This is a genomic window from Paenibacillus ginsengarvi, from assembly GCF_003626695.1.
GTDB lineage: Bacteria > Bacillota > Bacilli > Paenibacillales > NBRC-103111 > Paenibacillus_AB > Paenibacillus_AB ginsengarvi.
The window spans coordinates 73,226-92,222 of record NZ_RBAH01000012.1 but is presented as its reverse complement, the minus strand read 5'-3'; the positions used below and the strand labels follow the sequence as shown (position 1 = coordinate 92,222).

Below are 18,997 nucleotides of genomic sequence, written 5' to 3'. Positions count from 1 at the left end.
ACCGGATACGAGAGGAACGAGAATCGAACTTATGAGTCCATTGATCACATCATCCAATATGCCGCCTTCGGACCGTCAATCGGATCGGGCGCGGATGCTTATTTCTTGTCCCGACCGTCCGGGCATCGTAGCGGCGGTGTCGCAATTTTTGGCGCGGCACGGCGCCAATATCGTGCAATCGGATCAATATACGATGGACCCGCAGGGCGGACTGTTTTTTATCCGGCTGGAGTTCGATTTGCCGGATCTGGCTAATCAGCTCGGCGAGCTGAAGCAGGATTTCGCCGAGACGACGGCTCGCGAATTCGCGATGGACTGGAGGGTGACGCAGGCGGGGCGGAAGCAGAAGCTGGCGATCTTCGTGTCCAAGGAGGATCACTGCTTGCTGGAGCTGTTGTGGCAGTGGAAGTCCGGCGATCTGAATGCCGACATCGCTATGGTCATCAGCAACCATCCGGATATGCGGGAGACGGTCGAGTCGTTTGGCATTCCGTACCATCATGTGCCGGTTACGGCTGATACGAAACGCGAAGCCGAGGCGAAACAGCTGGAGCTTACCGCGAACGTAGATACGGTAGTGTTGGCCCGTTATATGCAGATCATTTCGCCATCGTTTATCGAGCATTTTCCGAACCGGATCATTAATATTCACCATTCATTTTTGCCGGCCTTTGTCGGCGGCAAGCCGTACGCGCAGGCGTATGCGCGCGGCGTCAAGATTATCGGGGCGACCGCTCATTACGTCACCGAAGAGCTGGACGGCGGACCGATCATCGAGCAGGACGTGCAGCGAGTCAGTCACCGCGATAACGTCGAGGCGCTGAAGCGGATCGGCCGGCATATCGAGCGGATCGTACTCGCCCGCGCCGTGGCGTGGCATGTGGAGGACCGCATTTTGACGCATCAGAACAAGACGGTTGTATTCAACTAAGCGGCGATGCCGTAGGTTAAAAGCCTTTCCCTAGCGGAAAGGCTTTTATATTTTAAAAATCGCCTCGCATAGGAACAAAACGAGCAGTCTCAATCTCGCTCGGGGCGCGGGATAACGTTATGGTGGAAATCATTGCGCAATGACCCGCCGCAAAAGCCCGTGCTATGATGGAACCACCGCAGGAAGGACGGCTACGGCAAGCCGGGCTTTTCTGGGGAAAACAAATAAAGGCCGAAGCTTCCTATACGAAGCGCGGGGAACCCACCATTTTTTTCGGGGTGAAGCCGCCAAAAGCGGCAGGGTGATTGCTCTTTGACCCGAACCCGTCAGCTAACCTCGCAGGCCCAAATAAGGAGAGGAACTATAATATGCGTTTTAAGAAATCTTTGATGACAGGTGCTTTGGCTTTGAGTGTAATGGCAGGTGCAGGTTCGGCTTATGCGGCTCCGGCACAACCTACTAATAGCACGAACGATCTTTTGAACCGTGTAACGGCTCAAACCGGTTTCTCGCTTGACGAATTGCTGCAAAACGTGCAGAAGCAAGGTTGGAATGTACGTGTAGTATATCCGCAGTGGAACTGCGATATTCCAAGTGGCGATTACGGAAACGGCTGGCATCAAGGCGGCGGCACGCAAACGCCGGATAATGGCTCGAATCAGGGAACGGATGATGGTTCCGATTCGGGACAAGCCGGCAATGAAGGTAACGCAGGCAGCGGTTCGAATGCCGGTACAGGAACAGGCAACCAAGCCGGTACAGGTCAAACGGGTAACGGCAGTGCCTCCGAAAATGGCGGCGACACAACTACGACAGCGTCCGCTTATGCCGATCAGGTCGTCTCTCTCGTAAACCAGGAGCGCGCCAAAGCTGGCCTTTCGCCGCTGGCGAGCGATCCTGCACTGACGAACATGGCTCTCGACAAAGCGAAAGATATGTACAACAATAACTACTTCGATCATACTTCGCCGACTTACGGCTCTCCATTCGACATGATGAGATCGTACGGCATCCATTATTCATATGCAGGCGAGAACATCGCCAAAGGCCAACGCAATCCGCAAGAAGTGATGAATGCGTGGATGAACAGCGAAGGGCACCGCGCCAATATTATGAGCCCGAACTTTACGAAAATCGGCGTTGCTTATTATAACGGCGAGTGGGTTCAAGAATTTATTGCAAACTGATAGGAAAACACGGAAACCGGGAGCGATATCGCTTCCGGTTTTTCTGTTCAGCGCCTGCCGGCTACCCGCGAAACGAGCGATAGAAGCGGTCTATACCCCTTTCCCGGCGCCGTCTATGGAGAAAACTAGTAGCGTTTTTTTCAGGCCAAGATTGTGGTAAACGGGTTGTGCAAATGGTACAATAATGCAAAGCGACAAAAAGTGTCCGCTGGACAAAGATGAGAGTTCGCGCACAGTAGACAGCTTACCGGCGCGGGCGAATACCGAATTTTTGGGAGGAATGGAAGAATGGCGTCTCAAACGAAATCGATCGATCGTCTGTCGATCGATACGATCCGCACGCTGTCAATCGATGCCGTGCAAAAAGCGAATTCCGGGCATCCCGGCATGCCGATGGGGGCGGCTCCGATGGGCTATGCTCTTTATGCGCACTTGATGAAGATCAATCCGGCCAATCCGGAGTGGATCGACCGCGACCGCTTCGTGCTGTCCGCCGGTCACGGCTCGATGCTGCTATACAGCCTGCTGCACCTCAGCGGCTACGATTTGTCGATGGACGAGCTGAAGAACTTCCGTCAATGGGGCAGCAAAACGCCGGGGCATCCGGAATATGGCCATACGGCAGGCGTGGACGCCACGACCGGACCGCTCGGTCAAGGATTCGCCAGCGCGGTAGGCATGGCTATGGCGGAAGCGCATATGGCCGCCGTATACAACCGCGACGATATGAGCATTATTGATCATTATACGTATGTAATCTGCGGCGACGGAGACTTGATGGAAGGCATCTCCGGCGAGGCGGCTTCTTTGGCCGGTCATTTGCAGCTTGGCAAAATGATCGTGCTGTACGATTCCAACGACATTTCGCTGGACGGCGAACTGAATTTGTCGTTCTCGGAAAATGTGAAAGCCCGTTTCGAAGGCTACAAATGGCATTACAGCCGCGTCGAAGACGGCAACGATCTGGCCGCTATCGAGAAGGCCGTGCTGGAAGCGAAAAACGATCCGCGCCCGTCGCTGATCGAAGTGAAGACGGTCATCGGCTACGGCAGCCCGAACAAAGCGGGCAAGGGCGGCCATGTCGGCCCGCACGGTTCTCCGCTCGGCGTCGATGAAGTCGTGCTGACGAAGAAAGCTTACGAATGGCCGGAGGAGGAGCATTTCCACGTGCCGGCGGAAGTATACGCCAATTTTGCTGAAGCGAAGGCTAAAGGCGTTCAGGCCGAAGCGGCTTGGAACGAGCAGTTTGCTCGCTACGAGGCTGCTTATCCGGAGCTGGCCGCTCAGTTCAAACAGGCAGTTGCAGGCGAATTGCCGGAAGGCTGGGACGCCGATCTGCCGACGTACACGCCTGCGGATAAAGGCATCGGCACGCGCAACGCGTCCGGCAATGCGATCAATGCGTTTGCCGCTAAGGTTCCGTCGTTTATCGGCGGATCGGCCGACCTGGAATCGTCCACGATGACTCATATGAAGGGCCTCGGCCAATTTACATCTGCGAACTACGCCGGCCGCAACGTTTACTTCGGCGTTCGCGAATTTGCAATGGGCGCGGCTCTCAACGGAATGGCGCTGCATAAAGGCGTCAAGCCTTACGGCGGTACGTTCTTCGTTTTCTCCGATTATTTGCGCCCGGCCGTTCGTCTTGCCGCGATTATGGACTTGCCGGTAACGTACGTGCTGACGCATGACAGCATCGGCGTCGGCGAGGACGGCCCGACCCACGAGCCGATCGAGCAGCTCGCAGCGCTCCGCATCATTCCGAATGTGACCGTGATTCGTCCGGCAGATGCGAACGAAACGACTGCCGCATGGCGGTACGCACTCGAGAACAAGAACGGGCCGGTTGCGCTCGTGCTGACCCGTCAAGCCGTACCGAATCTCGAGGGCGCGGCGGAACATGCGCGCGAAGGCGTTACCCGCGGAGCTTACGTCGTATCGGAAGCGGCCGGCGGCGAAGCGCAAGCGATCATTCTCGCAACAGGTTCGGAAGTATCGCTGGCCATCGAGGCGCAGCAAAAGCTTGCCGCAGAAGGCGTACGCGTGCGCGTCGTCAGCATGCCGAGCTGGGAGCTGTTCGAGAAGCAGTCCGAAACGTACAAGGAGTCGGTGCTGCCTTCCGGCGTGAAAGCGCGCCTTGCGGTCGAGATGGCTTATCCGCTTGGCTGGGAGCGTTACGTCGGCGACGGCGGAGACATCCTTGCGATCGCCAAGTTCGGCGCATCCGCGCCGGCTGGCAAAATTATTTCCGAGTACGGCTTTACGGCGGATAACGTTGCAGCCAAAGTGAAAGCTTTGCTGTAAGCCGTTTGCCGAGCCCAAGCAAAATAGGAGCTTCTCGCGCGAGAACTCTTATTTTGCTCTCGGTGTTCACAAAGAATCAGCGCAAAAAAAAGAGCCCTTCGCAGGACTCTTTTTTGTAAACCAGAACATCTACTTTACGATTGAGGAGCATGCCGCCATGTCCGAATTTACTAACGTATCCGTTGCGAAAAAAGCGAACGTCTACTTTGACGGCGGCGTAACGAGCCGCACCGTTGTATTCGCCGACGGCTCGAAAAAAACGCTCGGTCTTATGCTGCCGGGATCCTATCAATTCACCACCGATACGGTTGAAATTATGGAAATTACATCCGGCAGCTTACTCGCTTTGCTTCCCGGCGAAACCGAATGGAAGCCGTTTGAGGGAGGCATGCAGTTCGAAGTGCCGGCCCATGCCACTTTCAAAATGGACGTCAAATCGGTAACCGACTATATCTGCTCCTTCTTGCCGGTTTCCTGAAGCTTCATCTGAATGTATTCCTCCAGCTTGATGCGGGTGTAAGGAGGAAGACCGGACAGCATGCAGCCGTAACGGAATAACCCGCCTTCCGAGAAAATACGGATAATCCGGGCGGTAATAGGCGGAAGCTCGGCTTCCTGCGGGAAGTGAATGACGATGAACATATCTTGCGCAAGCGGGAACGTGCTCGTAACCTGAAGACCGCTGTCGGACAAGTCGTACAAGGTGCCTTCGATATTTTGCCCGGAGAAGGCGCCTTCCTGCTCCCACTCGTAGACCGACAGCAGCAGCCGGATATTCATCGGGACGCGCACGCTTCGGCGGCGTTCGATATTCAAATCTTGCGCCGTCAGCAGCGCTTCAGGCTGAAGGTCCTGCTGCTCGGACGACTCAATCGTTTTGTCCATCCACTCTTCGTAGCAATGGACGATAGCGGACAAGTCCTGTTCGCCGACTCCTTTGCTCAGGCCCATTTCGTACACGTTCTTGGCCAGATTCAGCAGGGGCGCCGTAACTTGGAGCTGGTCGGTAAGCTGCGTGGCGAGCCGCAAATCTTTGTGCATCAGCTGCATCGAGAACTGGGTCGAGAAATCGCGATTCAAAATTTTCGGACCTTTCAGCTCGGCTTGCTTGCTGCTGGCGGCGCCAGCCATCACGATCTCGTAAAATTTGGTCAGGTCGACGTTTGCTTTGGCTGCCAGCGCCATGCCTTCGATAAAGCCGAGCGCGTTGATGCCGACCATCGTGTTGTGCGCCAGCTTGGTGTACGATCCCGATCCGGAAGGGCCCATATGGACGATCCGGCTGCCCATGGCCTCGAACACGTCTCGCTGTTCGTTAAGCGCTTCTTCGCTTCCGCCTACCATAAAAAGCAGCGTGCCGCTTACGGCTGCAGGTTTGCTCCCGGTTACCGGCGCATCCAGGAAATGGACGCCGTGGTCGGCAAGCTCGGCTTGAAGCGTCTTGCTCATATGCGGAGAGATGGTGCTGCAGTCGATGACAGTCATACCGGGACGAATCCCTTCCATAATGCCTTTCGGATCGTAAAACGTCTGCCGTATGGCTGTATCGTTGCTAAGCATGGTAATGAGAACGTCTGTGTCTTTGGCGGCGTCGGCAGGAGTCTCTGCAACGGCTGCGCCTAAACGGAGCAGCTCCGCGGTTTTCTCTTTGGTGCGGTTGTATACGGTCAAGGTGAAGCCCTTGCGCAGCAAATTCGCCGCCATCGGCTGTCCCATCGTACCCAGGCCGATAAAACCGATTTTTTTCATGATATTCACCTCTAAACGTTTGCAGCGGGAAATGTTGCCGGGGGTGCTGCAGTCCTAGAACTATTGTAGCACTTCCGTCACCCTCTGTGAATGTCTGCGCTATACTTGCTTTCTGAGGGATCAATTCAACAATCGCAACGCTATGTGATGGAAGGACGAAGTGAAAGTTTTGCCGGCCTTCGCGCGATGCGGCCTACTATGCAAAAGGGGGAATTTTGACTATGGGTTCCAAGATTCAATTCGATTATAGCAGGGCGCTTTCTTTCGTGCAGCAGCACGAGATCGACTATTTCCGTGAGCCGGTACGGCTCGCCCACGACCTGCTTCACAAGGGAACGGGAGCCGGTTCCGATTACCTCGGCTGGATCGAGCTGCCGAACCAGTACGACAAAGAAGAGTTCGCCCGCATTCAACAAGCGGCGAAGCGGATTCAGTCCGACTCGGACGCGCTGGTCGTCATCGGTATCGGCGGATCGTACCTGGGCGCCAGAGCCGCTATCGAAATGCTATCCCACTCGTTCTATAATATACTGCCCAAAGGTAAGAGAACCACGCCGGAAATTTACTTTGTCGGCAACAATATCAGCTCGACGTATGTAACCCATCTGCTTCAATTGCTCGAAGACAAGGATATCTCCGTCAATGTGATCTCCAAGTCGGGGACGACCACGGAGCCAGCGATCGCCTTCCGCATTTTCCGCGAGCTGCTGGAAAAGAAGTACGGCAAGGAAGGGGCGCGCAAACGGATTTACGCGACGACCGACCGGGAAAAGGGCGCGCTCAAAAAGCTGGCTGACGCTGAAGGCTACGAGTCCTTCGTTATTCCGGACGACGTAGGCGGGCGGTATTCCGTACTGACGGCTGTAGGACTCCTGCCGATCGCCACGGCCGGTATCGACATTAACGCCATGATGCAGGGCGCGGCCGACGCATCCCGGGAGTATGCAAATCCGGAACTCGCGCAGAACGAGAGCTACCAGTACGCTGCCGTTCGTAACGCGCTGTACCGCAAAGGCAAAGCGATCGAAATATTGGTCAACTATGAGCCTTCGCTGCATTATGTATCCGAATGGTGGAAGCAGCTGTACGGGGAAAGCGAAGGCAAGGACCAAAAGGGCATTTACCCGGCATCGGTCGACTTCTCCGCCGATCTGCACTCGATGGGGCAGTTCGTGCAGGAAGGCGCGCGCAATTTGTTTGAGACGGTCATTCAGGTGGCAAACGTGCCAGAGCAGATCGTGATCGGCGAAGATAGCGAAAACCTGGACGGCCTCAACTTCCTGGCCGGCAAAACGATGGATTTCGTGAACAAAAAGGCGTTCCAGGGCACGATGCTGGCCCATACGGACGGCGGCGTGCCGAACCTGATCGTAACGCTTCCGGACATTTCTGCCTATTCGTTCGGCTATATGGTGTATTTCTTCGAGAAGGCGTGCGGCATTAGCGGCTACCTGCTCGGTGTTAATCCGTTCGATCAGCCGGGCGTGGAGGCATACAAGAAAAACATGTTCGCCCTGCTCGGCAAACCGGGCTACGAGAAGGAAAAGGCGGAGCTGGAAGCGCGGCTCGGAAACTGATCGTCTGACAGCAGCGGTGAGAATGTACAAAGGAAAGGGCGGGCAAGCCGAAATCGCGGACGCGCTTCGGCGGCCCGTCTTTTTTCGGATAGGCAGAAGGAGGTGAGGGCGGTTGCTGGAACAGTACAGGACCGTACGGCGGCAGGCGTCCGCCGAAATCGTGATCAAAAAATCGCGCTTTATCGGCCATGTGAAGCCGGTGGAGAGTGAGGACGAAGCGATCGCTTTTATCGAGCAGATCAAGATGGAGCATTGGTCGGCTACGCATAACTGCTCGGCCTATGTGGTTGGGGAGCGCGACCAGTTCCAGAAGCAGTCCGACGACGGAGAGCCTAGCGGAACGGCGGGCAAGCCGATCCTTGAGGTCATCAAGCAGCAAGGGCTGAAAAATACCGTTGTCGTCGTGACCCGCTACTTCGGCGGCATTATGCTCGGAGCCGGCGGGCTGATCCGCGCCTACACGGACGCGACGGTCGAGGGGCTGGCCGCAGCGAAGCTGGTGACGCTCGCCCTCCACCGGGAGGTGCTCGTCGAGATCGATTATACATGGCACGGTAAGGTAGACAACGAGCTGCGGGGCAAAGGAACGATGCTCGGCGATACGTTGTTTACGGACAAGGTGACGATCCGCTGCTGGCCCCGGGACTCGGAAACGGACGCCTTCGTGGCGTGGATGACCGACTTGACGCAAGGTCAGGCGGCTATCGTGACCGGGGAGGCGGAGTACCGCGAAGTGCCGGCAGGCGACGACCGGTCGTAAAGACAGAGGAAAGTAGGAAGAGACATGTCGGAAAGCCGCTTATTCCCGAGCGGGCAAGACGATTCCCCCGAGCATTCGGTAAAGGAACACGGCCGTATCGTAATCGTATCGGGCGGGACGCTGGGGAGTTGGGTGTTAGATCGTTTGCAGCCCGGCGATACGCTTGTCGGGGCGGACCGCGGAGCGCTGTTTCTGGTGAGCCGCGGGCTGAAACCATCCGTTTCACTGGGGGATTTCGACTCGGTTAGCCCCGAGGAGCGGGAGATGATTCGGCGGCATAGCGAAACGTTTATCGACTGCGATCCGGTGATGAAAGACTGGACCGACACCGAGATGGCTTTCGAATGGGCGCTGGAGCGGCAGCCGCAGGAGATCGTCCTGTTCGGGGCGCTTGGCACCCGGTTTGACCATTCGCTAGCCAACGTGTTTTTGCTCCGCAAGGCGCTGGACCGCGGCATTGGCTGCTGTATCGTCGATGCTTGCAATGAAATTCGTCTGCTCGGCCCCGGGCCGTCTATGACGCTGCGTAAGGGCTTGTACGACCATGTGTCGCTTCTGCCTCTAACGCTGGACGTGCGGGGGATTACGCTTACGGGCTTTCAATATCCGCTCACGGATGCAAGCCTTTCGATCGGACAATCGCTCGGTATCAGCAATGTGATAACCGGCGAGACGGGCGAGGTACGCATCGGGGAAGGGTATCTGCTTGTCATTCAGAGCAAGGATGGTTAACGGGGTTACACATTTGAAGCGGCTTCAGGCATGGTACTTGCCTGAGCCGTTTTTCTTAGGTTTGCGGTCATCGTTTTGCAAAATAATCGTGCCTGGCATGTCTGGAATTTCAGCCGCATTATTTGGCCAATCGTCCAAGAAGCCGGAAAAGGGTTTGTAGTAGGATGGGGGAGAAGTGATCCCTATCCGAGGAGGAACATAAGGATGAGCGCCGAACAAGATGCAGGTTTGGAAAAGCGGCAAGCACGGGAGCGAACGGAAGCCGAAGATAGCGCCATGCTGACAGGCAGGGCGGATGAGAGCGGGAACGAAGGCGGAATGAGTGAGCCCGCAGGTGGGAGCGGGATTAGCCGGCGCAGGCTGGTAGCTTCGATTGGAGCGGCCGGGCTTTCCTTTTGGCTGGGCGGCGCGTTGTCATCGGCACAAAGCGCAGGCACGGGCAGCGTAATCGGTCAAGTGTACGGAAACGGCTGCTGTGGCGATTTGGAGCCGGTCCTGCTTGCCGACCTCCGCTCGCTGCCGACTCCTGCCGACGTTATGTTTTACGCTGTGAAAGATAAAGGGCAGGAAGGAATCTTTTATTACGATCCGCTGGATACGGTTTCGGCCGATAACACGGGTACGGTCGTCGTCTCGACTGCGGGCGGCGCTCGATTTAAACGGCTCACGGAGGAGCAGGGGGTGAATATCCGCTGGTTCGGCGCGAAGGGGGACGGGACGACCGACGATACGCAGGCGATCCAGTCGGCGATCAACACCGTTTATGCAGCGGGCGGAGGAACCGTCTATGTGCCGGCGCAGGGCATATTCCGGTTCACCTCGGTTAATGTGAAGGCGAAGGTCGCCCTGGTCGGCTGCGGCGGAACGTTAAAGCTGAAGGACAATCACTGCACGTCGGCAAGCACGGCTTATTATTTGATCCACAATATGAATCCAGCGGGCGGCTGTTATCCCGATGTGACGATTGACGGCATTCGGCTGGACGGCAACCGGACCGGAGGCAACACCAGCTACACGGTGGCGGACGGGTTGACGATTGGCGGGGAAAATGCCGTTGTGCGCAACTGTACGATCACGAACGTGCCGGATTCGGGCATTATGTTCTCCGGCGCAACCAATGCGGTATGCACCGGCAACCGACTCGACGTCGGAGGCGATCTGGGCATATACGTCAACGACGGCGATGGAACGAAGCATTACGAGAATATCATTTCGCATAACCGGATTACCGGGTTTCCGTTCGGCGGCATCGCCTTGAAGCGCATCTGTCAGAGGACGATCGTGGCGCATAATACGATCTACAACTGCGGCAACGGCATAACGCTCGAGCAAGCCTCCACGGCAACCGATTATTCGAAAAATGTCACCATCACGAGCAACCGTATCCGGTACATCGGCTATAACAGCGCCACGGCGGCGCAGGTCGGCATTATACTGCGCTGCTCGGATTATAGCATCGTGGCCGATAACCGGATTGAAGAGGTGAAGCGCAGAGGTATCTTGATCGAAGCGTCCCGCTACTGCTCAGTGTCGGGTAACGTGATCGAAATGAAGGCGGGCGCCGATCCGACGTACAATCACGGCATTCAGCTCGCCCCGAGAGACGGCTCGGGCTGCAGCTTCAACTCGATCCGCGGCAACGTGATCGTTGCTCCGCTGCGCCATGGCATCTACATGTCGTCCGCTTCAACGGAATCGCTGCACAACACCGTAACCGGCAACATCGTCCGCTCCGCAGGCAGCATAGCTTTGCGGCTGGAGGCTGGGTGCAGCTTCAATCTGTTTTCGGACAACGTTCTTGAAGGCGCTTACGATTTGGAATACTATGCGGGGGCGTCGAGCAACAGCTTCGCCAATAACCGGCTCGTGTCGGGCAATGTGGCCGGAGCGCCCGATCAGTCGAACGGCGTAGCCTATCTGGAGGCCAACGGCAGACGCCACAGCATCGGCACCGCTGCCCCTGTGGCGGGAGCATGGAAGCGGGGGGATATCGTCTATAATACGGCGCCCGTATCCGGCGGTTATGCCGGATGGATCTGCACAGCGAGCGGGACGCCGGGAACGTGGAGCCCGTTCGGGGCGATTGTTTGAGTTTTCCATAGGAAGGATCATGCCCGTTTCCGCTTCGGAAACGGGCTTATTCGCCGTTTTTGTCCATATGCCGGGGGGAAGAGGCGTTTCTGAACTTGGCCCGGTATTCCCGGGGCGTCAGTCCGGTCATCTTTTTGAACAGCTTGTTGTAATAGCTCAAGTCGCTGATGCCGACGCTTTCGGCGATCGCGATGATTTTGTCTCCGCTTTCTCGAAGCAGCTTTAGCGAGGCATGGATTCGCACCTCGTTGCGGTATTCGGTGAACGTTTTGCCCATTGTCATTTTGAATTTGGATGTGAAGCTCGACTGGCTCATTCCGCACATTTGGCAGGCCTGCTCTAAGCTGATCTCCTGCGCGTAATGGTGTTCGAGAAATTCGCAGACGGACTGTATAACTTTGGAGTCGCCGGCCGGCAGCGGGGGAGTAATGGAGCGCTGCTCGTATTTGCGGCTCAGCCAGACGAGCATTTCGATTAGCAGCGCCTTGATCGAGATCCGATAGCCGAGCGCCTTCCGGTCGAACTCCTCGATAATGCGATCAAGCCTTTGCCGAATCTCCCGGCCTTCCAGCACCGACAGCTTCATATGAGACTCGAAGTCGAGCGACTGGCGAAAAAACGGTTCGACATAAAAAAAGTTGAAAAAGGGCGTTACTTGTGATAGCGTTTGCAGCTCTTCAGTCAGAAAGGACGGCAGAAACATCACATTAAACACGTCCAGCGAGGTGTCCCCGATGACGGAGTAATCATGCTCGACGAACGGAGGGATGACAAAAATATCGCCTTTGGATACCGGGTACGAGGAGCCTTTGTACAAATGCTCGCCGCGGCCTTCGGATACGTATACCAGCTCGATAAAATCGTGGCAGTGGAGCAGCTTCGGCCGCTCCGGCGATGTCCGGTATAAAAAGGCGCGGAACGGAAATTCGTCGCTCTCCAAATATTCATCCTTCGAGTACAGCACCATGATTCAGCACCTCCTTCTCCATTGTAGAAAAGAACAGGTGCAAACACAATATCGGGTGAGCGGGGCGATTGACCGATGAGAAAAGCAAAGCCGATCCGGAAGGAACAGCTAGGATCGGCTATTTTGTCGCTCGCGGCTCTCGTTTGTGGCGCGCTGTCACTCTTTGTGTTCCTCGGATTTGTCCGCTCGCGACATGTACCGGTCGTATCGGTCGTCGATCTCGCGGGCCATGCTCCGGACCAGCTTCGTCTCTTCCACAATCGGGTCATGCGTCGTCTGAGTCCGAATTTCGTAGCGGGGACTCAGGCGGCGCAGAGCCGCTACGTCCGGATCTTTCCCCGCCATCTCGCCTTCGGTCAGGGCGTTCGCCAAATCTTGCTCGAGCCGCTCCTTGCCGTGTTGCTCCATCACCTATCACCTCCGTGCCAAACTGCTCGTCATGTTCATACAGTTCCTACTTTTCCCGGAGCGAACCGAATCGATTCACCCGAACAAGCCGCGGAAGATGACGTTCGCCGAAGGCGGCTGTCTATCCGCTTCCCGCGCCCAGACGGACAATTGGCCGATATGGTGAATCTCGTGCGCGATCAGATGCGATACGACCTCGCTGTACGGAAAGACGAAGTTGCGTCCGAAGCGGGAGGCTTCGAACTTGCCGGACTCTTTCTCCGGCCCCCATGACTGTAAAAACGACTCGATCTCGGGACGCAGTTGATCGGAAAAGGCCCGGACCTGCTCGAGTGTCTCATACTCGTCGAGCTGATGCTGAATATCGTCTACGCCCTGTAAAGTGCTCACCCACTCGTGCTCAACCGCCACGATATGAGCCAACGTGCGTAGGATGCTGCCATGTCCGCCCGTTCATGGCTTTGTCAGTTCTTCGGCGGGAAGCTCTGCGAGCGTGCGGAACCATTCGTCCCGGACTTGCCAATTGTATTGAAACATTGGAATTGGATTCAATGCTGTCAGCCTCCTTAGTATATAAAAGGGGATTTGCTCCAATTATAGTACAAGAAAGAATAGCGAACAAGTGTTCTAATCGAATGGCTGCGCTGCCGTCCGTATTGGAGTCAGTAAATAAACCGAAGATAATTCCGGGTCCGCCGGCTGGACCGTAATCGGGGTGCGGATGCCCGAAAATCGGAGCAGCACATCCGGAGCGTCGATCGTCCTTACGATATCCGCCATATATTTGCCATTAAACGAGATGACGACAGAATCCCCGTGCAAACAGGAGACGGGCAAGTCCTCTCTAACATCGCCGATTTCCGCCGAAGCCGACAACAGCTCCGCCGTCCGGTCCGTCCCGACGCGCAAATGTACGATGCTCGTTTCGCCGGCCAGCAAGGTGACTCTTTCGATCGCTTGAAGAAAGCCGGCGGTTGGCGTCGTCACCTCTGCCATAAAGCGGGACGGTACTAGCCCCTCGATCGGAGGGTATGTGCCGTGAAGCAGCGAGATTTGCAGCGTCAGCAGCGACGTTTGAAACCGGATATGGCTTTCGTCCGCAGCTATAACCGTCTCCCCTTGTTCGTCCTGCAGCAGTCTGGCTAGTTCGCTCAGTCCTTTCGCGGGAATGACCGTTTCGAAAGGAGCGCTGCCTTGCGCACAAAGGAGGTGCGAGGAGCGGGAAGCGAACCGCACGCTGTCCGTTGCGACAAAACGGAGGCTATGGCCGTCGTATCGGCATAAAACGCCGCATAGAAGCGGCCGCATTTCGGAAGCGGCGGCGGCGAAGACAACCCCGCGGATCATCGGCCTTAGCAAGCCGTTTGGCAGCGTGAGGCTCCATTTGGCGGCTTCGATCGGAGTTATATCGGGAAAAGCGTCCGGCTCAAGTCCGCGCAGCCGGAATAAGCTGCTGCCTGCGCGAACGGTCAGCAGAGCGGCTGCCTCGTTCGGCAGTTCCAGTTCAACCAAGCAAGCCGGAAGCTTCCGCACCATCTCAAGCAAGTATCGGGCCGGAACGACGATGCCTCGCTGGCGATCGGGGGAATCCGCCTCACCGGAATCGGTCCGGACAGCGCGGTCGGCGGCCGGCACTTCGGCACGGATGGTCAAAACGGAATTGCTGGCGCTCAAGGCGAGCCGGTCCCGACTCATCCGCAGCAAAATGCTGGATAAAACCGGAATGGGACTAAAGGTCGGAGCAGCTCGCGCGACCTGCTGCAAAGCGTCCAAAAGTGCCGGTTGCATGATTTGCGTCTTCATGGCTCCTCCCGCTTCCGCTCCGGATGCGCCATCTGCTCCAGCAGCAGCCGGCGAAGCCATTCGGACCGCGATACTCCGAGTTCCCCGCATCTGCGGTCGAGCTCCTCCCAATACGGTGCGGGCAGAGTCAAGGACACTTTCTTTGTTTGGCCGATTGCTTTGCGCCCGGCTCCTTCGCGCGGCCCCCCGCGGGAAAATACCGCGCTGATCTGTCCTTCCCGTTTCGGGACGGCCAGCTTGACTTCATCTTGATCCATTATGTTCATCCGTTCTAAATAGAATTAAGTTACCTAATTCAAAATATTCCTACTTTTAGCGTATCACATTGACCGTATATTCGACAACACGAAAAAGCTGTATAGGGACTACGTATCTTTACAATTCGCCGGATTCGGCATACAGTAAAACCAATTCATAAGCAGCAGTCGCGGAAAACATCACGGATTGGCGCCTTTAAGAAGCTGCGCAAGCCTGCGGAACGGGAGGAAGGCGGCATGTTTCTCAGGTCGTGTCATTATTGTACCGTGAATAATCCGTTCGACGGGGCGAGCGGAGGCATCCATCCATTCGATGAAATGCTGTATATCCGGGAAGGGGAGGCGACGCTGGAGTGGAGCGGGCAGGAATACAGGGCCGAGCCTTCGTCACTGTTCTTGCTGAACCGCGATACGCCACACTGGCTCGCGTTCCGGTCCGGTCCGCTTCGCTTCTGGTACATAGAGATGGACAGCGGCGACGAAGACGGATTCGTAACCGGGGAGCAGGCGATCCGCTGGAATCGTTCCCAGCCCTTGGTGCGGCTCGACAGCAACCCGATTGTTCGCGGCATTCGGCAAACGGTGGACGCATTGACCGAATCGCTCGAGCATGGGGTCCGGAGCAAGCCGCTGTTCGGCGAGGAAGTTATGATGCTCGATGTGCGGAAAACGATCCGGCTCGTTCAAGCTCATCTGGGGAAGAGGCAGGGATCGCCGGTCATTCGGGACGGTACGACGCAGGAGCTCATCCATTCCCTGATGCGGCATATGGAGTCCACTTATTTCGAGGATTGGAACTTGGACACGCTCGCGAGGATGGCCCACCTGACCCCGTCCTATTTCGTACGAGCATTCAAATGGACGGCAGGCGTTACGCCGATCCAATATTTGAACAAGCTGAGACTGAGCGCCGCCGTCAGTTTTTTGGCGAACACCGACATGGGCGTGCAGCGCATCGCCGAGGCGACCGGCTTCGGCAGCATCCATTATTTTTCCCGGCTGTTCAAGATGAAGTACGGCGTCTCCCCGCAGATGTGGCGGCAATCGCATCGATTGTAGACGGCTTAAAAGTCAATATCGTGCAAAACGCGGCTGCGAACGTTAATGTGAAAGTGCTTTCAAATCGGGTGTTCTCCGGTTATATTCCCTATTTCCTCTAAAGACGGTGTGCGTAAAGCGGTGTACTGTTAGCATGTAACCGAAAACGAGCTGTCGAAGGGGGATTCGGATGAAGCGCTTTACCCATACCGCCATGACGGCGGCACTTCTCGCCTGTCTGCTGGCCAGCTGCGGCCAGAAAGCCGAACCACAATCGTCCGCGGGGGACGAAGGGAAAGCGAAGGCTCCCGAGCCTGTTACGCTGACGTTGTATATGCCGGCGCCGTTCCCGATCCTGGATACGATCGTGAACGCGGTCAAGAGCAAGTATCCGCATATTACGCTGGAGACGATCGTGCGTAGTCCCGGCAAGCAGCCGGAGGAGCTGATTACGGCGGGGACGGTTCCGGATCTGATCTACCAGAGCACCCCGTGGTACGCCGAGCTGCTTGACTTGCATCTGCTGTACGATCTGAACGAGCTGATCAAGTCGGCCAAGTTCGATCTGAACAAGCTCGACCCGCTTGCGATGGATGCGATTCGGATGTGGGGAGCCAAAGGGGAAGTATATGCGATCCCGTTCTACCGGAATTTCGGCGTGTTGTATTACAACAAAGATATTTTCGATAAATTCGGAGTCGCCTACCCGAAGGATGGCATGACTTGGGACGATGCGACCGAGCTCGCCCGAAAAGTAACCCGGACGGACGGGGGAACGGAATACCGGGGGCTGGATGCGAGCGGCACGTACGAAGGCGTATCGCAGCTTTCGGCGGCCTTCGTGGACTCAAACGGCAAGGCGAATCTACAGTCGGAGAGCTTCGTAACGATGATGAACAATCTGGTGCGCATTTATTCGATACCCGGCAACAAGAGAGGCGCCAATATGCAGGACTTTTACAAAGGGACGGTAGCGATGTCGGCGTTCTGGAACGTGATCAGCAATCTGGAGGATATGCACAAGAAAGGCACACCGATGAACTGGGATATGGTGTCGATGCCGACCTACAAACAGGCGCCGGGAAGATCGTATCAGGTCGATTCGCACAACTTGAGCATTACGCCGCAAAGCAAGCATAAGGAGGAGGCGTTCCAGGTTATCGCCTACTTGACGTCCAAGGAGGTTCAGTCGGCGATCGTCAAGGACGGTTACGTGTCCTCGCTCGTGGACCGCGAACTGGAAACGTCGTTCGGCGCCAATATGCAGACGCTGAAGGGCAAAAATATCGAAGCGATCTTCAAGCTGAAATCGGCGCCGCTGTACAAAGTGGCGAAGGACGATCCGATCGCCCAGGACTTTCTCGGCAAGGCGCTGAACGAGGTGCTGTCGGGCGCCAAGGATGTAAATACGGCGCTGCGCGACGCCAGCGAGCTGGCGAACCAGAAAATCGAGCAGCGGAAGGGCGCCAAATAAAATCGGTCCGTACGGGTCAAAATCGAAATCGGGCATGGCCGCTGTCCGTAAAATCGCGGAACCCTTCATGATGAAGCAGCTGCTTCTTCAGTGCCATTCCGCCGCGGTAACCGGTAAGCGTTCCGCTCGAGCCGATGACCCGGTGGCACGGGACGATGATCGGAATCGGGTTGGCCCCGTTTGCCGCGCCGACTGCGCGCACGGCTTTCGGCGAGCCCGCGGCGGCGGCGATCGCCGCATAGGTGCGGACTTCACCATACGGGATAGCGGCGACGGCTCTCCATATCGCTTGCTGGAACGGCGTGCCGACCATATCGAGCGGCAGCTTGAAGATGGTGAGCGTGCCGGCGAAATAAGCCTCGATTTGCCGCACATACTCGCTCATCCGGTTTTCGTCGTAAACGATGACTGCGCTCGGAAGCCTTTTCTCCGCCCAAGCGAGCAGTTCCTGGCCGGATTCTGCGGTTAGCGATACGAAGCACAGTCCCGCTTCCGTGGCGGCGATCGTCATAAGCCGGTCCGGAAGCCGGATTTCAGCGCGGTACAGCATCGCCGGGCCGTTGGTCGCATAGCGGGAGTTCGTATTCGTATTCGTATCCGTGTTCGGACCTGAGTTCGGGATGATTGCTGAGGTACTCATGAGTGTCACGCCTCCTATAGTATCGATACAGCTTTGATCGAAGTGAGCGCTTCGACAGGGCCGCTTGTCCATAAATCGCTGATGGTGGCTTGCTCAGCTTTCCGTCCGCCCGTTTTTGTCCGCAGCGGGCGGGACGGCGGGGCTAGCCATTTTTTCTTTGGCCGAGTTTCGAAGCTCCGACGGCGTTTGCCCGAATTTTTTGTGGAAGGCGGCGGAGAAATGCGACGGGCTGCGAAAGCCGACCTGGGTTGCGATATGCGCCGCCGGCTTGTCCGTGGCGAGCAGCAATTGCCTGGCCCGATCCAGCTTGGCGTTCAGCGCGTAGGCTGCCGGCGACGTTCCGGTCACTTTTTTGAACGTGCGCTGCAGATGAAACGGACTAACGCCGATCTCGCCCGCCAGCTCCTGCAAGGATGGGCTGTGATGCAGCCGGCTGTCGACGACGGCTTTCACTTGTGCCGCCAGTTCGGCGTCCGGACCGTTAGGACCGGGGCTGTCCGGCTTGCACCGTTTACAGGCGCGATAGCCGGCTTGACGCGCTTCGCCCGGGCTGCGGTAGACGGAGACGTTCTCCCGCTTCGGCAGCCGGGAGCGGCATGACGGCCGGCAGTAGATGCCGGTCGTTTTGATGCCGAGGTAATAAATGCCGTCGTATTTGCGGTTTCTTGTCACTATCGTGTTCCACAAGTCTTCATTCATCGTTCCCTCATCGCTCCTCCCATGTTGTCAGTATAGCCCGATCCGGCAAGGGGAACAACGGTTCGGCAATAGGAGAGCAAGTTTTCGACAGGCTGTGAACGCGCAGCCTGTAGTTTTTTTTCTGTGAATTGCAAATTTAACTAAGGACTAAAGTCCCGATTTTGTGTCGTTTTAGTGCAAAAATAGGATAAAAGGTCTATTAATCGGCTTCGATATATATTATGATAAAGAGGCAATGTTGACTTGAACAGGACGGATCAATGGCAAACTTGCCGAAAGGCAGGGACGCAAAGCTACGGGCCTAAGGAAGAGGTATCGTCTATGGCCGCCGGGTTGCCGAACAGTGTTGGAAGAGGCCTTACGCCAGCACCCTTCGGTTC

The 18,997-nt window shown here is 56.5% G+C and carries 18 protein-coding genes and 2 riboswitches; of the genes, 10 read left to right on the top strand and 8 right to left on the bottom strand.

The window, feature by feature from the left end:
* Window positions 1-31 precede the first annotated feature (31 nt).
* The 4 genes from purU (at window position 32) to ppnP (ending at window position 4,900) form a co-directional block, all read left to right on the top strand.
* Entirely contained in the window at window positions 32-931 is a 900-nt protein-coding gene (gene purU / locus D7M11_RS17425) for a formyltetrahydrofolate deformylase (protein ID WP_120748521.1), read from the top strand.
* A gap of 219 nt (window positions 932-1,150) precedes the next feature.
* Window positions 1,151-1,291: riboswitch (cyclic di-AMP (ydaO/yuaA leader) on the top strand.
* A 47-nt stretch (window positions 1,292-1,338) separates the two neighbouring features.
* Window positions 1,339-2,118: a CAP domain-containing protein gene (locus D7M11_RS17420; RefSeq protein ID WP_420818431.1), complete on the top strand. Its 780-nt coding sequence runs from the start codon at window positions 1,339-1,341 to the stop codon at window positions 2,116-2,118.
* Between the two features lie 288 nt (window positions 2,119-2,406).
* The gene (tkt, locus tag D7M11_RS17415; RefSeq protein ID WP_120748520.1) at window positions 2,407-4,422 is read left to right on the top strand and encodes a transketolase; all 2,016 of its coding nucleotides are present in this window, start codon (window positions 2,407-2,409) and stop codon (window positions 4,420-4,422) included.
* A 157-nt stretch (window positions 4,423-4,579) separates the two neighbouring features.
* Entirely contained in the window at window positions 4,580-4,900 is a 321-nt protein-coding gene (ppnP, locus tag D7M11_RS17410) for a pyrimidine/purine nucleoside phosphorylase (protein ID WP_120748519.1), read from the top strand.
* On the opposite strand, the gene D7M11_RS17405 is transcribed toward ppnP, so the two are convergent.
* Complete coding sequence (locus D7M11_RS17405; protein WP_120748518.1) at window positions 4,870-6,171, bottom strand: NAD(P)-binding domain-containing protein; 1,302 nt, start codon at window positions 6,169-6,171, stop codon at window positions 4,870-4,872. The two genes, ppnP and D7M11_RS17405, sit on opposite strands and share 31 nt — an antisense overlap.
* 221 nt (window positions 6,172-6,392) lie before the next feature.
* Here D7M11_RS17405 and D7M11_RS17400 point away from each other — a divergent pair, with 221 nt between their 5' ends.
* From D7M11_RS17400 to D7M11_RS36925, 4 genes are all read left to right on the top strand, one after another.
* Window positions 6,393-7,748 carry a glucose-6-phosphate isomerase gene (locus tag D7M11_RS17400; RefSeq protein ID WP_120748517.1) on the top strand — a complete coding sequence of 452 codons (1,356 nt, stop codon included), beginning with the start codon at window positions 6,393-6,395 and terminating at the stop codon, window positions 7,746-7,748.
* Between the two features lie 112 nt (window positions 7,749-7,860).
* On the top strand, window positions 7,861-8,508 hold the full coding sequence (locus D7M11_RS17395) for a YigZ family protein (protein WP_120748516.1): 648 nt from the start codon (window positions 7,861-7,863) through the stop codon (window positions 8,506-8,508).
* A 24-nt stretch (window positions 8,509-8,532) separates the two neighbouring features.
* Entirely contained in the window at window positions 8,533-9,240 is a 708-nt protein-coding gene (locus tag D7M11_RS17390; RefSeq protein ID WP_120748515.1) for a thiamine diphosphokinase, read from the top strand.
* A gap of 204 nt (window positions 9,241-9,444) precedes the next feature.
* Window positions 9,445-11,331, top strand: coding sequence for a right-handed parallel beta-helix repeat-containing protein (locus tag D7M11_RS36925; protein ID WP_193556219.1), 1,887 nt, complete (start codon window positions 9,445-9,447; stop codon window positions 11,329-11,331).
* 46 nt (window positions 11,332-11,377) lie between these two features.
* Here D7M11_RS36925 and D7M11_RS17380 read toward each other — a convergent pair whose 3' ends face one another.
* The 5 genes from D7M11_RS17380 to D7M11_RS17360 all read right to left on the bottom strand — a co-directional run bounded on the left by D7M11_RS17380 (window position 11,378) and on the right by D7M11_RS17360 (window position 14,766).
* Window positions 11,378-12,298 carry an AraC family transcriptional regulator gene (locus tag D7M11_RS17380; protein WP_120748514.1) on the bottom strand — a complete coding sequence of 307 codons (921 nt, stop codon included), beginning with the start codon at window positions 12,296-12,298 and terminating at the stop codon, window positions 11,378-11,380.
* Between the two features lie 156 nt (window positions 12,299-12,454).
* Complete coding sequence (locus D7M11_RS17375) at window positions 12,455-12,706, bottom strand: hypothetical protein (protein ID WP_120748513.1); 252 nt, start codon at window positions 12,704-12,706, stop codon at window positions 12,455-12,457.
* Window positions 12,707-12,781: 75 nt separating this feature from the next.
* Entirely contained in the window at window positions 12,782-13,141 is a 360-nt protein-coding gene (locus D7M11_RS17370) for a DinB family protein (RefSeq protein WP_420818433.1), read from the bottom strand.
* Window positions 13,142-13,333: 192 nt separating this feature from the next.
* A complete protein-coding gene (gene dnaN / locus D7M11_RS17365) occupies window positions 13,334-14,509 on the bottom strand; it encodes a DNA polymerase III subunit beta (RefSeq protein ID WP_158606679.1) in 1,176 nt (391 codons plus the stop codon).
* The gene (locus D7M11_RS17360; RefSeq protein WP_120748511.1) at window positions 14,506-14,766 is read right to left on the bottom strand and encodes a ribbon-helix-helix protein, CopG family; all 261 of its coding nucleotides are present in this window, start codon (window positions 14,764-14,766) and stop codon (window positions 14,506-14,508) included. The genes dnaN and D7M11_RS17360 overlap by 4 nt, the downstream gene beginning before the upstream one ends.
* A gap of 237 nt (window positions 14,767-15,003) precedes the next feature.
* Here D7M11_RS17360 and D7M11_RS17355 point away from each other — a divergent pair, with 237 nt between their 5' ends.
* Window positions 15,004-15,825 (top strand): AraC family transcriptional regulator, encoded by an 822-nt coding sequence (locus tag D7M11_RS17355; RefSeq protein WP_120748510.1) that lies wholly within the window; start codon window positions 15,004-15,006, stop codon window positions 15,823-15,825.
* 169 nt (window positions 15,826-15,994) lie between these two features.
* Window positions 15,995-17,278: an ABC transporter substrate-binding protein gene (locus D7M11_RS17350; protein WP_120748509.1), complete on the top strand. Its 1,284-nt coding sequence runs from the start codon at window positions 15,995-15,997 to the stop codon at window positions 17,276-17,278.
* A 16-nt stretch (window positions 17,279-17,294) separates the two neighbouring features.
* On the opposite strand, the gene D7M11_RS37760 is transcribed toward D7M11_RS17350, so the two are convergent.
* Both D7M11_RS37760 and D7M11_RS17340 read right to left on the bottom strand, forming a co-directional pair.
* Window positions 17,295-17,918, bottom strand: a complete 624-nt coding sequence (locus tag D7M11_RS37760) for a methylated-DNA--[protein]-cysteine S-methyltransferase (RefSeq protein WP_275671712.1) — start codon at window positions 17,916-17,918, stop codon at window positions 17,295-17,297.
* A 93-nt stretch (window positions 17,919-18,011) separates the two neighbouring features.
* Window positions 18,012-18,617: a bifunctional transcriptional activator/DNA repair enzyme AdaA gene (locus D7M11_RS17340; protein ID WP_120748508.1), complete on the bottom strand. Its 606-nt coding sequence runs from the start codon at window positions 18,615-18,617 to the stop codon at window positions 18,012-18,014.
* Between the two features lie 252 nt (window positions 18,618-18,869).
* Window positions 18,870-18,958: riboswitch (cyclic di-GMP riboswitch) on the top strand.
* Window positions 18,959-18,997 lie beyond the last annotated feature (39 nt).

Excerpts from the sequence above, each read along its gene's own strand:
- purU (WP_120748521.1), top strand. The coding sequence starts at position 32 with ATGAGTCCATTGATCACATCATCCAATATGCCGCCTTCGGACCGTCAA.
- tkt (WP_120748520.1), top strand. The coding sequence starts at position 2,407 with ATGGCGTCTCAAACGAAATCGATCGATCGTCTGTCGATCGATACGATC.
- ppnP (WP_120748519.1), top strand. The coding sequence starts at position 4,580 with ATGTCCGAATTTACTAACGTATCCGTTGCGAAAAAAGCGAACGTCTAC.
- D7M11_RS17405 (WP_120748518.1), bottom strand. The coding sequence starts at position 6,171 with ATGAAAAAAATCGGTTTTATCGGCCTGGGTACGATGGGACAGCCGATG.
- D7M11_RS17400 (WP_120748517.1), top strand. The coding sequence starts at position 6,393 with ATGGGTTCCAAGATTCAATTCGATTATAGCAGGGCGCTTTCTTTCGTG.
- D7M11_RS17390 (WP_120748515.1), top strand. The coding sequence starts at position 8,533 with ATGTCGGAAAGCCGCTTATTCCCGAGCGGGCAAGACGATTCCCCCGAG.
- D7M11_RS36925 (WP_193556219.1), top strand. The coding sequence starts at position 9,445 with ATGAGCGCCGAACAAGATGCAGGTTTGGAAAAGCGGCAAGCACGGGAG.
- D7M11_RS17380 (WP_120748514.1), bottom strand. The coding sequence starts at position 12,298 with ATGGTGCTGTACTCGAAGGATGAATATTTGGAGAGCGACGAATTTCCG.
- D7M11_RS17375 (WP_120748513.1), bottom strand. The coding sequence starts at position 12,706 with ATGGAGCAACACGGCAAGGAGCGGCTCGAGCAAGATTTGGCGAACGCC.
- dnaN (WP_158606679.1), bottom strand. The coding sequence starts at position 14,509 with ATGAAGACGCAAATCATGCAACCGGCACTTTTGGACGCTTTGCAGCAG.
- D7M11_RS17360 (WP_120748511.1), bottom strand. The coding sequence starts at position 14,766 with ATGGATCAAGATGAAGTCAAGCTGGCCGTCCCGAAACGGGAAGGACAG.
- D7M11_RS17355 (WP_120748510.1), top strand. The coding sequence starts at position 15,004 with ATGTTTCTCAGGTCGTGTCATTATTGTACCGTGAATAATCCGTTCGAC.
- D7M11_RS17350 (WP_120748509.1), top strand. The coding sequence starts at position 15,995 with ATGAAGCGCTTTACCCATACCGCCATGACGGCGGCACTTCTCGCCTGT.
- D7M11_RS37760 (WP_275671712.1), bottom strand. The coding sequence starts at position 17,918 with ATGAGTACCTCAGCAATCATCCCGAACTCAGGTCCGAACACGGATACG.
- D7M11_RS17340 (WP_120748508.1), bottom strand. The coding sequence starts at position 18,617 with ATGAATGAAGACTTGTGGAACACGATAGTGACAAGAAACCGCAAATAC.